Annotated in this window: 14 protein-coding genes; 4 read left to right on the plus strand and 10 right to left on the minus strand. The window is 71.1% G+C overall.

Translation table 11 applies throughout. From position 1 onward, the window contains the following. Window positions 1–3 precede the first annotated feature (3 nt). From O7598_RS03825 to O7598_RS03840, 4 genes are read right to left on the minus strand one after another with little or no spacing between them, the layout of a single operon-like run. Window positions 4–735 carry a class I SAM-dependent methyltransferase gene (locus O7598_RS03825; protein WP_269690042.1) on the minus strand — a complete coding sequence of 244 codons (732 nt, stop codon included), beginning with the start codon at window positions 733–735 and terminating at the stop codon, window positions 4–6. 51 nt (window positions 736–786) lie between these two features. Beyond that, complete coding sequence (locus O7598_RS03830; protein ID WP_269690043.1) at window positions 787–1,503, minus strand: SanA/YdcF family protein; 717 nt, start codon at window positions 1,501–1,503, stop codon at window positions 787–789. Window positions 1,504–1,525: 22 nt separating this feature from the next. Further along, window positions 1,526–1,888 (minus strand): PH domain-containing protein, encoded by a 363-nt coding sequence (locus O7598_RS03835; protein WP_091071970.1) that lies wholly within the window; start codon window positions 1,886–1,888, stop codon window positions 1,526–1,528. 31 nt (window positions 1,889–1,919) lie between these two features. Further along, the gene (locus tag O7598_RS03840; RefSeq protein ID WP_091071967.1) at window positions 1,920–2,228 is read right to left on the minus strand and encodes a 4a-hydroxytetrahydrobiopterin dehydratase; all 309 of its coding nucleotides are present in this window, start codon (window positions 2,226–2,228) and stop codon (window positions 1,920–1,922) included. Between the two features lie 238 nt (window positions 2,229–2,466). Between O7598_RS03840 and O7598_RS03845 the strand changes: the two genes are divergently transcribed. Further along, on the plus strand, window positions 2,467–2,853 hold the full coding sequence (locus O7598_RS03845; RefSeq protein WP_269690044.1) for a (deoxy)nucleoside triphosphate pyrophosphohydrolase: 387 nt from the start codon (window positions 2,467–2,469) through the stop codon (window positions 2,851–2,853). A 155-nt stretch (window positions 2,854–3,008) separates the two neighbouring features. Here O7598_RS03845 and O7598_RS03850 read toward each other — a convergent pair whose 3' ends face one another. From O7598_RS03850 to O7598_RS03875, 6 genes are all read right to left on the minus strand, one after another. Further along, entirely contained in the window at window positions 3,009–4,079 is a 1,071-nt protein-coding gene (locus O7598_RS03850) for a succinate dehydrogenase/fumarate reductase iron-sulfur subunit (RefSeq protein ID WP_269690045.1), read from the minus strand. Next, a complete protein-coding gene (locus tag O7598_RS03855; RefSeq protein ID WP_269690046.1) occupies window positions 4,079–5,992 on the minus strand; it encodes a fumarate reductase/succinate dehydrogenase flavoprotein subunit in 1,914 nt (637 codons plus the stop codon). Before O7598_RS03855 ends, O7598_RS03850 begins: the two co-directional genes overlap by 1 nt. 11 nt (window positions 5,993–6,003) lie before the next feature. Beyond that, complete coding sequence (locus tag O7598_RS03860; RefSeq protein WP_269690047.1) at window positions 6,004–6,810, minus strand: hypothetical protein; 807 nt, start codon at window positions 6,808–6,810, stop codon at window positions 6,004–6,006. Between the two features lie 214 nt (window positions 6,811–7,024). Beyond that, window positions 7,025–8,437, minus strand: coding sequence for a TldD/PmbA family protein (locus O7598_RS03865; protein ID WP_269694724.1), 1,413 nt, complete (start codon window positions 8,435–8,437; stop codon window positions 7,025–7,027). A 35-nt stretch (window positions 8,438–8,472) separates the two neighbouring features. Further along, window positions 8,473–9,906, minus strand: coding sequence for a TldD/PmbA family protein (locus tag O7598_RS03870; RefSeq protein ID WP_269690048.1), 1,434 nt, complete (start codon window positions 9,904–9,906; stop codon window positions 8,473–8,475). A 33-nt stretch (window positions 9,907–9,939) separates the two neighbouring features. Continuing rightward, window positions 9,940–10,488: a Uma2 family endonuclease gene (locus O7598_RS03875; RefSeq protein WP_269690049.1), complete on the minus strand. Its 549-nt coding sequence runs from the start codon at window positions 10,486–10,488 to the stop codon at window positions 9,940–9,942. Between the two features lie 239 nt (window positions 10,489–10,727). Between O7598_RS03875 and O7598_RS03880 the strand changes: the two genes are divergently transcribed. Genes O7598_RS03880 through O7598_RS03890 form a run of 3 tightly spaced genes read left to right on the plus strand, consistent with a single transcriptional unit; the run spans window position 10,728 to window position 13,878 of the window. Continuing rightward, window positions 10,728–11,831 (plus strand): ABC transporter ATP-binding protein, encoded by a 1,104-nt coding sequence (locus O7598_RS03880; RefSeq protein ID WP_269690050.1) that lies wholly within the window; start codon window positions 10,728–10,730, stop codon window positions 11,829–11,831. Further along, window positions 11,828–12,874 (plus strand): ABC transporter ATP-binding protein, encoded by a 1,047-nt coding sequence (locus O7598_RS03885; protein WP_269690051.1) that lies wholly within the window; start codon window positions 11,828–11,830, stop codon window positions 12,872–12,874. The genes O7598_RS03880 and O7598_RS03885 overlap by 4 nt, the downstream gene beginning before the upstream one ends. Next, window positions 12,871–13,878 carry an ABC transporter permease gene (locus tag O7598_RS03890; protein WP_269690052.1) on the plus strand — a complete coding sequence of 336 codons (1,008 nt, stop codon included), beginning with the start codon at window positions 12,871–12,873 and terminating at the stop codon, window positions 13,876–13,878. Before O7598_RS03885 ends, O7598_RS03890 begins: the two co-directional genes overlap by 4 nt. Window positions 13,879–13,880: the final 2 nt, after the last annotated feature.

Genomic DNA, 13,880 nt, shown 5'->3' on the forward strand with positions numbered 1-13,880 from the left:
ACGTTATCCGAGCCGGTAGACGGAGATGTGCGCGCGGCTCTCCGTGTCGAACGGGGTGCGGTCCCAGTCGGCGTACCGCTCGGTGAGGCGAAGGCCGGCCCGTTCCGCCATCTCGTCGATCTGCTCCGGCCAGGCGTAGCGCATCGCGAACGGGTGCAGGTGCACGCCGTCGGCGTCGAACGTGATCGTCTGCCGCACGAACGTCTGCGCCGCCCGGTCGTAGCGGTGCATCCGGATGGTGGCCGAATCCTCGGTCACCTCCCGCACCTGGACCTGCTCGTCCCGGTCGAAGTTCGCCGGGTCGGGCACGTACGTCTCGATCACGAATGCCCCGCCGGGGGCCAGCACGCGGGCGACGTTGCGGAAGCAGTCGGCCTGACGCTCCGCGTCGACCAGGTTGAACAGCGTGTTGAAGACCAGGAAGACCAGACGGTACGGCCCGGACACCGGTACGTCGGCCATGTCGCCGATGGCGACCGGCATGTGCTCGCCGCCCGGCTTGGCGCGCAGCCGCGCCACCATCTCCGGGGACGCCTCCACGCCCTCCACGGTCAGGCCGCGGGCGGCCAGCGGCAGGGCCACCCGGCCGGTGCCGACGGCCAGTTCGAGCACCGGACCGCCCTCGGCCAGGGGCGCGAGGAAGTCGACGGCCGGTGCGGGGTCGGGATTGCCGGGGCCGTCGTAGTTCGCGGCCCAGAGCCGGCCGAAGTGGCCGGGATCGTCGAAGACGGACATCACGCCAGCAGACCAGCCACCGTCCCCGGTGGACAACCGGATTACCGCGCCTCAGCCGGCCCGCAGGGCGTCGTCCACAGCGGTCTCCCGGTGACCGAGGTGCACCGGGTCGCGCCCGGAGAGCACGTCCACCGCGGCCTTCACCCCGGCGCCGTACTCCCGGGTGGTGCTGATCCGCCACTGCTGGGCGAACCGGCGGACGGTGTCGTCACCGACGCCGTTGGTCTCGATGCCGAGTTCCCGGCAGAGCGCCACCGCGCGCGGCAGGTGGAACGACTGGGTGACAACGGTGGCCCGCCGCACGCCGAAGATCCGTCGGGCCCGGGCGCACGAGTCGTAGGTGTCGAAGCCGGCGTGGTCGAGCACGATCTTCTCCGCCGGCACGCCCCGCTCGACCAGCCAGCGGCGCATCGCGTCCGGCTCGTCGTAGTCCCAGTCCATGTGGTCGCCGGAGACCAGCACCACCTTGACCTTGCCGGAGTCGAACAGCTGCCGGGCGATCTCCAGCCGGGCGGCCAGGAACGGCGACGGCGTGCCGTCGGCCTCCACCTTGGCGCCGAGCACCAGCGCCACCGGCGCCTCCGGCACGTCGGCGGCGTTGAACACGCGCCCCCGGGCGTCGCCGCGGATCCAGGCCGCGCTGGCCGCGGTCACCACGGCCAGTGCCAAAACGCCGGCCGCGGCGACCAGGACGAGCCGGCGGGCCAGGCGTACGGCCCGCCGGTGGGTGGCGCGCCAGGCACGCCCACGTGCGATCAGCCCCCGCATGGCGGCGATTGTGCCAGCCCGCTCAGGAGATGTGGTGCAGGATCACGTTGTGCACGTGGTGGGCCTTGTCCGCGCCCCGGAACTCCACCTCGTAGGAGTGGGTGCCGACGTGCACGGCGATCGCCCCGGTGGAGAAGAACGAGCCGCCCCAGGACTTGTTGCTCACCACGCTCACGCTGGTGATCTTCGAGTACGGGATGCTCGTGATGGCGAACTTCTTGCCGACGAAGGAGCGGTCCTGGACGATCACCCGCCGGTCGGTCAGGCCGATGAAGCCGGTGCCGGTGCCGATCGCGTCGTAGACGGCGACGATCTGTTCACCGGGCAGCAGGCCACTCTGGATCTGCTGGAACTGTTCCTTGCGGTCGTACGTCGGGCCAGACATGACCACGACGGTAGGACAGCCGCGCCAGCGGTCAGTGCTCGGTGACCGCCCGGACCGCGTCCTCGATGCGCGCCGCCAGCAGGACCTCGCCCTCGGTGAGCGGCTCGCCGTCGTCGTGCCCGAGCCGGATCTGGGTCCGGTCGGCCCGGCGGCTGATCTCCGGGCGCAGCCGCAGCGCGTCGGCCACCACGGCCACCCGCTCGGTGAGCGCGGCGTGCTGGGTGTCGTCGAGGACGAGCGTGCGGCGGATCTGCTCACCCTCCCGCGTCCATCCGGACAGCAGAGCGAGCGCGTCGCTGAGGTAGTCGTGCTTCGCCCGGCTGCTGAACAGCACGCGCATCACCGCACCTCCCAGGCGTCGTTGCCGGCTTGTGGCCAAATCGTCGCCATCCCGTGTCCCAGTCGACGCCCTCTAGTCTGTCGTCGCACGGAAGGTGTGTCCACGCCCACACTTCCGTGTTCTGCTGGCCTGATGGCCGACTCAGCTACCCAAACCGCCGATTGATCTGGCACGCTGGTGGCCCGTGCGGACCGAACGGTTTAGCGGGAGTGGGCAGGCCGACCGGCGTGAGCCGAGGGTGGTCGTCGGAGCGGCGATCATCGTGGCCGGCCGGGTCCTCGCCTGTGAACGCGCGGCGCCTCCCGAGGTGGCGGGCCGCTGGGAGTTCCCCGGCGGCAAGGTCGAGCCGGGGGAGACCGAGACCGACGCGCTGGCTCGCGAGTGCGCCGAGGAGTTGGGCGTCCGGGTCGCTGTCGGCGCGCGGGTCGGCCGGGACGTGCGGATGGCCCACGGCCGGTCCGTCCTGCGGGTCTACGCGGCCCGTCTGCTCCACGGCGACCAGCCGACCGCCCTGGAGCACGCCGATCTGCGCTGGCTCTCCGCGACCGAGCTGGACAGCGTCGACTGGCTGCCGGCCGACGTGCCGATCGTGCCCGCGCTGCGCCCGCTGCTCGCCGCCCCCTGAGCCGGGTCGCTCGGGCCCGCCGCCTCCTGAGCCGCGCCGGCCCGGCGCGTTGCCGCCGAGCGGCGTCGAGCCGCCGGCGAACCGGACAGCCGGCCGGAAACGGGACGAGGGCCGGCGGCGTGTGCCGCTGGCCCCCGTCATCGTCGCGCCGCTGCTCAGTGCTTGGGTTCGTCCTGCTGCGGGTGGGCGAAGTTGAGATGCTCGGCCGGCAGCGGGAACTCCACGTCGTCGCCGAACGGCGACGGCGCGGCGGCCCGGTCGAAGGTCAGCTCGGTCAGCGGCAGCTTGCCGCTGGAGTCGACCGCCGGCGCCGTCGGGTGCGGCACCTCCCGCTGCCAGTTGACGCCCTGCTGGGCCTGGCGCTCGGCGCCGCTGTCGTGCGAGCCGCCGGCGTGCGAGTGCACCCCGCCGTGGGCCGCGCCGCTGGTCACCGCACCGCTGGAATGCCCGCTGGTCGCGCTGGTCTGAGGCACCTGACCCCTCCGGAAGATCTTGTTACCGAGCCACACAAGGGGATCGTACCTGCGGTCGACGACCCGCTCCTTCATGGGGATGATCCCGTTGTCGGTGATCTTGATGTGCTCGGGGCAGACCTCGGTGCAGCACTTGGTGATGTTGCAGAAGCCGAGCCCCATCTCCGACTGCGCGTACTCCTTGCGGTCGGTGCGCGTGTCGAGCGGGTGCATGTCCAGCTCCGAGGCCCGGATGAAGAACCGGGGACCGGAGAACGCCGGCTTGTTCTCGTCGTGGTCACGGATCACGTGGCAGACGTTCTGGCACAGGAAGCACTCGATGCACTTGCGGAACTCCTGCGACCGCTCGACGTCGATCTGCTGCATCCGGTAGTCGCCGGGCGCCACGTCCGCCGGGGGCGCGAACGCCGGCGTCTCCCGGGCCTTCTCGTAGTTGAACGAGACGTCGGTGACCAGGTCCCGGATCACCGGGAAGGTGCGCAGCGGGGTGACCGTGACGGTCTCCGCCTCCTCGAACGTCGACATCCGCGTCATGCAGCCCAGCCGCGGCTTGCCGTTGATCTCCATCGAGCAGGAGCCGCACTTGCCCGCCTTGCAGTTCCACCGGCACGCCAGGTCCGGCGCCTCGGTGGCCTGGAGGCGGTGGATGACGTCGAGGACGACCTCGCCCTCGTTCACCTCGACCGTGTAGTCCTGGAGGTCGCCGCCGGTCTCGTCGCCCCGCCAGATGCGGAACTGTCGCTTACTTCCCATCAGTTGCTCGCCTCCTCGGTGAGGGCGTCGAACTCGGCGAGCTCCTCGTCGGTCAGGTACTTGGACAGCTCCGCCCGGTCGAAGAGCCCGATCAACTCGGGCCGCATCTTCGGCAGCGGCTTGTGGGTGAGCCGGACCGCGTCGCCGTCGAGCGCGCAGACCAGGTTGACCCGACGCCACGCCGGGTCCATCGCCGGGTAGTCCTCCCGGGTGTGCCCGCCACGCGACTCCTGCCGCTCCAGCGCCGCCTTCGCGGTGCACTCCGAGACCACCAGCATGTTGCGCAGGTCGAGCGCCAGGTGCCAGCCCGGGTTGTAACGGCGACCGCCGACCGCGCTCACCTTCGCCACCCGCTCCCGCAACTCCGCCAGCCGGCCCAGCGCGTCGGCCAGCTCGCCCTCGCGCCTGATGATGCCGACCAGATCGCCCATCACCACCTGGAGGTCCTGCTGGAGCTGGTAGGGGTTCTCGCCGGTGTCGCGCTGCAACGGCGCCAGCGCCGTCTCCACCGCGGCCTCCACCGCCGCCACCGACACCGCCGGGCGCGCGCCGAGCTGATCGGCGTACGTCGCGGCGTGGCCGCCCGCCCGCTTGCCGAAGACCAGCAGGTCGGAGAGGGAGTTGCCGCCGAGCCGGTTGGAGCCGTGCATGCCGCCGGAGACCTCACCGGCGGCGAAGAGCCCGCGGACCGTGCCCGCCGCCGCGCCGGTGTCCGGGTCCACCTCGACACCACCCATCACGTAGTGACAGGTCGGGCCGACCTCCATCGGCTCCTTGGTGATGTCGACGTCGGCCAGCTCCTTGAACTGGTGGTACATCGAGGGCAGCCGGCGACGGATCTCCTCCGCCGACCTGCGGGACGCGATGTCCAGGTAGACGCCGCCGGCCGGCGTACCCCGACCGGCCTTGACCTCGCTGTTGATCGCCCGGGCGACCTCGTCGCGGGGCAGCAGCTCCGGCGGACGCCGGTTGTTGTCCGGGTCGGTGTACCAGCGGTCCGCCTCCTCCTCGGTCTCCGCGTACTGCTTGCGGAAGACGTCGGGGACGTAGTCGAACATGAACCGCTTGCCGTCGGAGTTCTTCAGCACGCCGCCGTCGCCGCGCACCGACTCGGTGACCAGGATGCCCTTCACCGAGGGCGGCCAGACCATGCCGGTCGGGTGGAACTGGAGGAACTCCATGTTGATCAGCGTGGCCCCGGCGCGCAGCGCCAGCGCGTGACCGTCCCCGGTGTACTCCCACGAGTTCGAGGTGACCTTGTAGGACCGGCCGACGCCGCCGGTGGCCAGCACCACGGCCGGCGCCTCGAAGAGGATGAACTCGCCGGACTCCCGGTAGTAGCCGAACGCGCCCGCCACCCGGTCGCCGTCCAGCAGCAACTCGGTGATCGTGGTCTCGGAGAAGACCCGGATCCGCGCGTCGTAGCTGCCGAACTCGCGCTTGTCCTCCTGCTGGAGGGAGACGATCTTCTGCTGGAGCGTGCGGATCAACTCCAGGCCGGTCCGGTCGCCGACGTGCGCCAGGCGCGGGTACTCGTGACCGCCGAAGTTGCGCTGCGAGATCTTGCCGTCCTTGGTCCGGTCGAAGAGCGCGCCGTACGTCTCCAGCTCCCAGATCCGCTGCGGCGACTCCTTGGCGTGCAGCTCGGCCATCCGGAAGTTGTTGAGGAACTTGCCGCCGCGCATGGTGTCCCGGAAGTGCACCTGCCAGTTGTCCCGCGAGTTCACGTTGCCCATCGCGGCGGCGGCGCCACCCTCGGCCATCACGGTGTGCGCCTTGCCGAACAGCGACTTCGAGATGATCGCGGTCTTCTTGCCGGCCAGCCGGGCCTCGATCGCCGCGCGCAGGCCGGCGCCACCGGCCCCGATCACGACGACGTCGTAGTGGTGTCGTTCGATTCGCGTCTCAGTCATGTCAGGGGCCTTCAGTTGATGAATCGCGGGTCGGGGAACCAGCCGGCCGCCAGCGCCATCACGTAGAAGTCGGTGAGTGCCAGGGTGCCCAGGGTGATCCAGGCGAGCAGCATGTGCCGGGTGTTCAACCAGGACACCCCGGTCCACGCCTTGTATCGCACCGGATGCTTGGAGAAGTGCTTGAGCCGGCCGCCGATGATGTGCCGGCAGGAGTGGCAGGAGATTGTGTACGCCCAGAGCATCACCACGTTGATCAGCAGGATGACGTTGCCCAGACCGAAGCCGAAGCCCTTCGGCGAGTGGAAGGCGTAGATCGCGTCCCAGGTGTTGATCAGCGAGATGATCGCGGCGGCGTAGAAGAAGTAACGGTGCAGGTTCTGCCCGAGCAGCGGGAAGCGGGTCTCACCGCTGTAGCTCTCGTGACCGTCCGGCACCGCGCAGGCCGGCGGCGACAGCCAGAACGACCGGTAGTAGGCCTTGCGGTAGTAGTAGCAGGTCAGCCGGAACAGCAGCAGGAACGGCAGGGTCAGCGCCGCATCCGGGATGATCCACCAGCCGGGCAGGAAGCTGCCGAAGTGCGAGGCGCCCTCGACGCACCGCTCGGTCACGCAGGGGGAGTAGAACGGCGTCAGGTAGTGGTATTCGGCGACCCAGTAGAAGTCGTGCATGAACACCCGGACGGTCGCGTAGATGACCCAGGCGCTGAGCCCGACCACGGTGAGCAGTGGCGCGAGCCACCAGCGGTCGGTCCGCAACGTCTTCGCCGCGATGGCGGCACGCGCCCGCACACCCCGCGGCCTCGTTGCCGTTGATGTCATTCGATTCTCCCTGACGTCACTACCCCGTCATTGCGCACGCACGACCACGCCGCGAACCGGCGCGGTCAAGTGACACACGTTACGCCGATCTTCACGGCCCGGCCGCGCAACGCAGTGTCCCGTGTGTCCCGCTGGTTGGAAAGACCCGAATCATGATCAATATGCGTGACGCGGCGAGCGGCGCGCCGACCGGTCGCCGGCGCGGGCCGACCGGTCAGCCGGACGCGCCACCGGTGAAGTTCCACGAGGACAGCCGCACCGCCGGCGCCTCCCACCAGGACCCGTCGGACCGGTCCGGCTGGCGGACCGGTGACCGGCCCAGGCCGAGCACCCGCCCCGGCCCCAGCGCACGCGGGTAGGACTCGGTGAACCGGAAGTCGCGTACCGCCCGGGTGGGCACGCCGTCCTCGACGAGCCAGACGCCGTTGCGGGTCAGACCGGTGACCACCAACTGCTTCGGATCCAGCACTCGCGTGTACCAGAAGTCGCTGACCAGCAACCCACGCCGCACGCCGGCGACCAGGGCTGCGGTGTCCGGGTCGCCCACCGCGCCCGTCACCCCCGCGCCCACCGCCCCCGCCGCGCCGCCGCCGGCCGCGTCCGCCGCCCGGTCCGCCGGCAGCAGGCGTACGTTGCGCGGGATCGGGCCGAACGTCGACCCGCCGGGCATGCCGTGCCCGGTGGAACCGGCGCCCACCTCGGCGCCGCTGCGCCGGTCGTGCGCCACCGCTCCGGTGGTGCCGGCCTCCACCAGGGGCAGCGCCCGCCGGGCCGTGCCCTCCAGGTCGAACGGCAGCGTCGAGGCGTGCAGCGGATCGTCCACCAGCGTCACCGCCGGGTCGAACTGCGCCGCGCCCGGCTCGGCGAAGGACTGGCGTTCGGCGTACCGCTTGCCGTTGAAGCCGTACCAGGCGAGGTTCTGCAGCAGGTCGGCCACGGCGGCCGGCTCCAGCACCACCTCGTAGCGCCCGGGCGGCAACTCGACCGGGTCGGTCGCGGCCCGCGCCTTGGCCGCCGCGCGGGCGCCGAGCGCGGCGCCGTCCAGGTCGGCCAGACGGTCGGCGCTGTGCCGGGCCACCCCGTCCGCGCCGCCGGCGCGGGCGATGCCGTCCATGGTCGCCTCGGCCGCCCGGCCCACCGCCGAATGCCCGGCCGAGTTGGCGAACGCCCCGGACCGGTAGGAGGTGCGGCAGTAACCGGCTGCCTCCAGCCCTTCGACCGCGTCCACGAACGCGCGTACCCGGGCGGCCCGCTCGTCGGGCGACGCGAACGCGGTCGCCTCGTCGACGGGCCGGCCGGTGGGCGTGGGCGCCGGCGCGGTCAGCCCCGGCCAGGCCGGGTCGGGTGGGGCCAGCCGGGCCGCCGCCCGGGTCCGCTCGACCAGCGCGGTCAGCCCGTCCGGGTCGACCCGGCTACCGCCGCCCGCGGCCGTCCGGCCGTCGACGTGCAGTCGCAGCTGCACGGTGATGCCGGTCTCGGCCACGTTCTGGTGGATGAACGAGTTGGCGAACCGGGTCAGGGCCAGGTCGGAGCGGGTCACCAGGACCTCCGCCTGGGCGGCCGACCCGGCCACCCGCCGGACCAGCTCCAGCACCCGACCCGCGAGGTCCCGCTCGTCACCGCTCATGCCGTGCCCACCGGGCACGCGCTCACGGCCCTCGCTCATGCGCGCACCCCCACTCGGACGCCGCGGAACCGGGCCGGCGCGGCCGGGTGGCCGGTGTGCCCGATCTGGCCGGGCTGCCCCTTGCCGCAGTTGGGCGTGCCCCAGGCGACCGTCTCCGAGGAGAGCATGTCCATCGAGCGCCAGAAGATCGGCCCGATGCCGGTGTAGGTCGGGTTGCGCAGCATCCGCCCCCGCCGGCCGTTGCGCACCTCCCAGCCGACCTCGCAGCCGAACTGGAAGTTGAGCCGCTTGTCGTCGATCGACCAGGAGCGGTTGACGTCCATCAGCACTCCGTCGTCGGTGGCCGCGATGATCTCGTCGAGCGTGTGCGGACCCGGTTCCAGGCCCACGTTCGTCATCCGCACCATCGGCAGCCGGGCCCAGCCGTCGGCGCGTACGCTGCCGCCGTAGCCCAGACCGGCGACGGCGGCCGAGTCCCGGCCGGCGAGCACGCCGACCCACCGCCCCTCGCGGACCGCGTCCCGGGCGACCGCCGGGGAGCCCTCGTCGTCGAAGCCGAAGCTGCCCAGCGCGCCGGGGATGGTCGGGTCGATGGTCACGTTCATCAGCTCGGAGCCGTAACGCAGCGAACCGAGGCGGGCCAGGTCGAGCCACGAGGTGCCGGCGAAGGCCGCCTCCCAGCCGAGGATGCGGTCCAGCTCGATGGCGTGCCCGACGGACTCGTGGATCTGCAGCGCGAGCTGCTCGCCGCCGAGGATCAGGTCGGTCTCGCCGGCCGGGCACTCCGGGGCGGTGAGCAGCTCGCGGGACTCCTCGGCGATCCGGGCGGCGTGCGCGGCCAGGTCGAGCGAGGTGACCAGCTCCCAACCGGTGGTGCCGTACTGCCCGCGGTAGCTCGGGTAGGACCGGCGCTGCGTCTCGCCGTCGCCGATCGAGGTGGCCGAGATGCCCCCGCCGCACTCCCGGATGTGCTGGTCGATCCGGTGGCCCTCGCTGGAGACGAACCACTTCGTGGTGTCCCAGATCTGGTAGAGCCCTTCGGCCAGATCGGCGCCGTGCTCGCGCATCGTCGCGGTGGCGCCGACCAGCAGGTCGCCCTTGTCGGACAGCGGGACCCCGAGCGGATCGACCGCGCAGTCGGAGGCCCAGCTCGCCACCGCCGCGTCGACCGGCACGAGGTCGATCGGCGGGCCCGGGACCCGCGCGCTCGCCTTCGCGATCGCCGCCGCGCGCCGGCCGGCGTCGCGGGCCGCGGCGTCGGACAGCTCGGGTACGGCGTGGAAGCCCCAACCGGAGCCGACCAGGGCACGCACCCCCAGCCCGATGCTCTCGTGCTGGGCCAGCTCCTCGACGTCGCCGTTGCGCGCCGACATCGACTCGTAGCGACGGTGCATCACCCGGGCGTCCGCGTAGCGGGCTCCCGCGTCGAGGGCGGCCTGGACGGCGGCGGTCGCCGCGTCGAATCCCATGCGCCCGACCCTAGGCGAGCGCACCGACATCCGTCAGGGGACGAGGTCCTCGGGCCGGATCGTGGCCCGGACGGGCTCGGTCAGCTCCAGGGCGTCGCCGGGCTTGGTCACCGACACCTCCCGGTAGTGCCGCCCCTGTCGCCGGTAGAGGTGCAGGGTGCCGTCCTCCTGCTCGACAACCAGATACCACTCGATGCCGGACGCGGCGTAGTAGTGCATCTTGAGCACCTTGTCGGTCGCCGCGTTGCTCGGTGAGATGACCTCGCAGACGAGTCGCACGTCCCGCGCCTCGACCATCGGCTCGTCGAAGTCGATCGGCGCGGTGACGACCAGGTCAGGGATGGGGATCCGGCCCGGCCTGAGCCGGACGTTCACCGTCTCCAACAGTTCCAGGCCCACGCGTCGCGCCGCCTCTTCGAGCAGGTTGCCGAGGTTCCGCTGGATCCGCTGGTGCCGTGGCGTCGGTGCCGGTGTCACGTGGAGGCTCCCGTCGAAGAGTTCGACGCGTTGCTGCGTCTCGCCGAGGGCGAGGTACTTCTCTTCAGTCCACGGGCCGTCGTGGCCGAACACCGCCGCGGTCATGGTCACCTCCACCTCGTGTCGGCGGGAATCCTCCTGTGGTCGCCACGACCATGGTCCCACCTCGGGTGCGACGGCGAGACGACGATGCGCAGTTGCGGCGGTGAATGTCCCAGGTGAGGGCTGTTCAGGTCGGAAACCGAGTCGTTACGCTCTGACCGCTGACAGCCCGAGCTTTGTAGCTTATTTTCGCCTCCAGAGATTTGCTGTAGGTTCTCTTCACTACTGAGGGGGAGGCGGTCATGGGCAGGTCGGAGTTGGTGCCGTCCGGAGAGCCGGACCGCCCCGAGGTGCCGGAGCAGCGCCCCGGCGAGGTGCCCTATCTCCAGGTCAGCGACCTGCGGGTGCGGTTCGACACCGAGGACGGTGTGGTCAGGGCCGTGGACGGGGTGTCGTTCGCCGTGGAGCGTGGCCGCACGCTCGGGATCGTGGGGGAGTCCGGTTCGGGCAAGAGCGTGACGTCGTTGGCGATCCTGGGTCTGCACGATTCGAAGCGGGCGTCGATCTCCGGGGAGATCTCGGTGGGTGGGCGTCAGCTGGTCGGTCTGCCGGAGGAGGAGGTGCGGCGGCTGCGGGGTCGGGACATGGCGATGATCTTCCAGGATCCGCTGTCGGCGCTGCATCCGTACTACACGGTGGGGAAGCAGATCGCCGAGGCGTATCGGGTGCACCATCCGCGCGCGGGGAAGCGGGAGGCCCGCACCCGGGCGGTGGACATGCTGCAGCGGGTGGGGATCCCGCAGCCGGAGCGGCGGTTCGAGCAGTATCCGCATGAGTTCTCCGGTGGGATGCGGCAGCGGGCGATGATCGCGATGGCCCTGGTGAACGATCCGGATCTGTTGATCGCCGACGAGCCGACCACGGCGTTGGACGTGACGGTGCAGGCGCAGATCCTGGATCTGCTCGGTGATCTGCAGGAGGAGTTCCGCTCGGCGATCATCCTGATCACCCATGACCTGGGTGTGGTCAGCCAGGTGGCCGACGACGTGCTGGTCATGTACGGGGGGCGGGCGGTGGAGCGCGGCAGCGTGGCGCAGGTGTTGCGGGCGCCGCAGCACCCGTACACGTGGGGGTTGTTGTCGAGCGTGCCGTCGCTGCACGGTGACGCGGACGCGGACCTCGTACCCATTCCGGGTAACCCGCCGTCGTTGATCAACCTGCCGTCGGGGTGCGCGTTCCATCCGCGTTGCCGCTACGCCGAGGTGAACGGCGACCGTTCCCGCGCCGAGGTGCCCGCACTGCGCGACGCCGGCCAGCCCGGTCATCTGGTGGCCTGCCACCTGCCGGCAGAGCAACGCACCCGGCTCTATCGGCAGGACGTCGCCCAGACGGGAGTGGCCCGATGAGCACCGAGACCGAGCCGCTGCTGAGTGTGCGAGGGCTGACCAAACACTTCCCGGTCCGCCAAGGGCTGCGGGGCAAGGCGGCGGTGCGGGCGGTCGACGGGCTGGACTTCGACGTGCGCCCCGGCGAAACCCTCGGCCTGGTCGGAGAGTCCGGGTGCGGGAAGACCACCACCGGGCGGATGCTGGTGCGCCTGCTGGAACCCACCACCGGCAGCATCACGTTCGCCGGCCGGGACATCACCCACGCCGGGCGGCGTGACCTGCGCGGTCTGCGGCAGGACCTGCAGATCATCTTCCAGGACCCCTACGCGTCGCTGAACCCCCGGCACACCGTCGGGCGGATCGTGGCCATGCCGTTGCAGGTCAACAACATCACCCCACCCGGCGGCGTCAAACACCGCGTGCAGGAACTGCTGGAACTGGTCGGACTCAACCCCGAGCACTACAACCGCTACCCCCACGAGTTCTCCGGCGGGCAACGCCAACGCATCGGCATCGCCCGCGCCCTGGCCCTGAAACCGAAACTCATCGTCGCCGACGAACCCGTCTCCGCCCTCGACGTCTCCATCCAGGCCCAGGTCATCAACCTGCTACGCGACCTGCAACGCGACCTCGACCTGGCCTTCGTGTTCATCGCCCACGACCTCGCCGTCATCCGCCACTTCAGCCACCGCGTCGCCGTCATGTACCTCGGAAAAATCGTCGAGATCGGCGACCGCGACGCCATCTACACCCGCCCCCAGCACCCCTACACCCGCGCCCTGCTCTCCGCCATCCCCGACGTCACCACCCTCGGACCCGCCGGCCGCATCCGCCTCACCGGCGACGTCCCCACCCCCCTCGACCCACCCTCGGGCTGCCGCTTCCGCACCCGCTGCTGGAAAGCCACCGACCACTGCGCCACCGACACACCCGCACTCACCACCCGCGACGGCGGCACCCAACTCACCGCCTGCCACTACCCCGAGAACGACCCGGTCGACGCCGGTGCGTCCGCGACCGTCGGCGGCGGCACCCCGCAACTGAAGGAGGTGGCGGAATGAGCCTGTCCCCGGTCGAGGGCGTGGCCCTCGCGGAGATCGAGTCCTCCGGTGAGGGCGACGAACGCCGGGACAAGGAGTTCGTCGGCCGGTCGCCCGGTCAACTCGCGCTGGCGCGGCTCCGACGCGACCGGACCGCCATGGTCAGCGGCGCGCTGCTCGTCTTCTTCGTGCTTGTCGCGCTCGCCGTCCCGCTGATCCAGGCGCTGTACGGGGTGGGCCCGAAGGAGCAGTTCCAGAGCCGCCTCGACGGCTACGGCATGCCGCTGGGCTACGCCGGCGGCGTCACCGGCGAGCACTGGTTCGGGTTGGAGCCCGGCCTCGGTCGGGACATCTTCATCCGGATGGTGCACGGGCTGCGGACGTCGCTGTTCATCGCGTTCGCCGCCGCCGTGCTGACCGCGGTGATCGGCGTGACGCTGGGTACGCTCGCCGGCTACCTCGGCGGCTGGCTGGACTCGGTGATCAACTGGATCACCGACCTGACCCTGGCGATGCCGTTCCTGATCATCGCGCTGGCGCTGATGCCGACCGTGGCGCTGCGCTTCTACGGCCAGCGGGAGGCCGTCCCGGCGTACTTCCAGATCGGTGTGCTCATCGCGATCTTCGCGCTGTTCGGCTGGACCAGCACGGCCCGGCTGGTGCGGGGTCAGATCATCGCGCTGCGCGAGCGCGAGTTCGTGGAGGCGGCCCGGGCCAGCGGCGCCGGGCTGGGTCACATGCTGTTCCGCCAGTTGCTGCCGAACGTCTGGGCGCCGATCCTGGTCGCCTTCTCGCTCGCGGTCCCGCAATACATCACCAGCGAGGCGGCGCTGTCGTTCATCGGCGTCGGACTGACGGACGAGACGCCGAGCTTCGGGCGGATGATCTACCGCAGCCTCGACTACCTGCAGACCGATCCGTCGTACGTCTTCTTCCCCGGCATCACGATCTTCGCGCTCGTGCTCGCCTTCAACCTCTTCGGCGACGCGCTGCGCGACGCGCTCGACCCGAAGTCGTCCCGGTAGGA

Origin of the sequence: Micromonospora sp. WMMC241, assembly GCF_027460165.1 — a bacterium.
GTDB classification, from domain to species: domain Bacteria; phylum Actinomycetota; class Actinomycetes; order Mycobacteriales; family Micromonosporaceae; genus Micromonospora; species Micromonospora humi.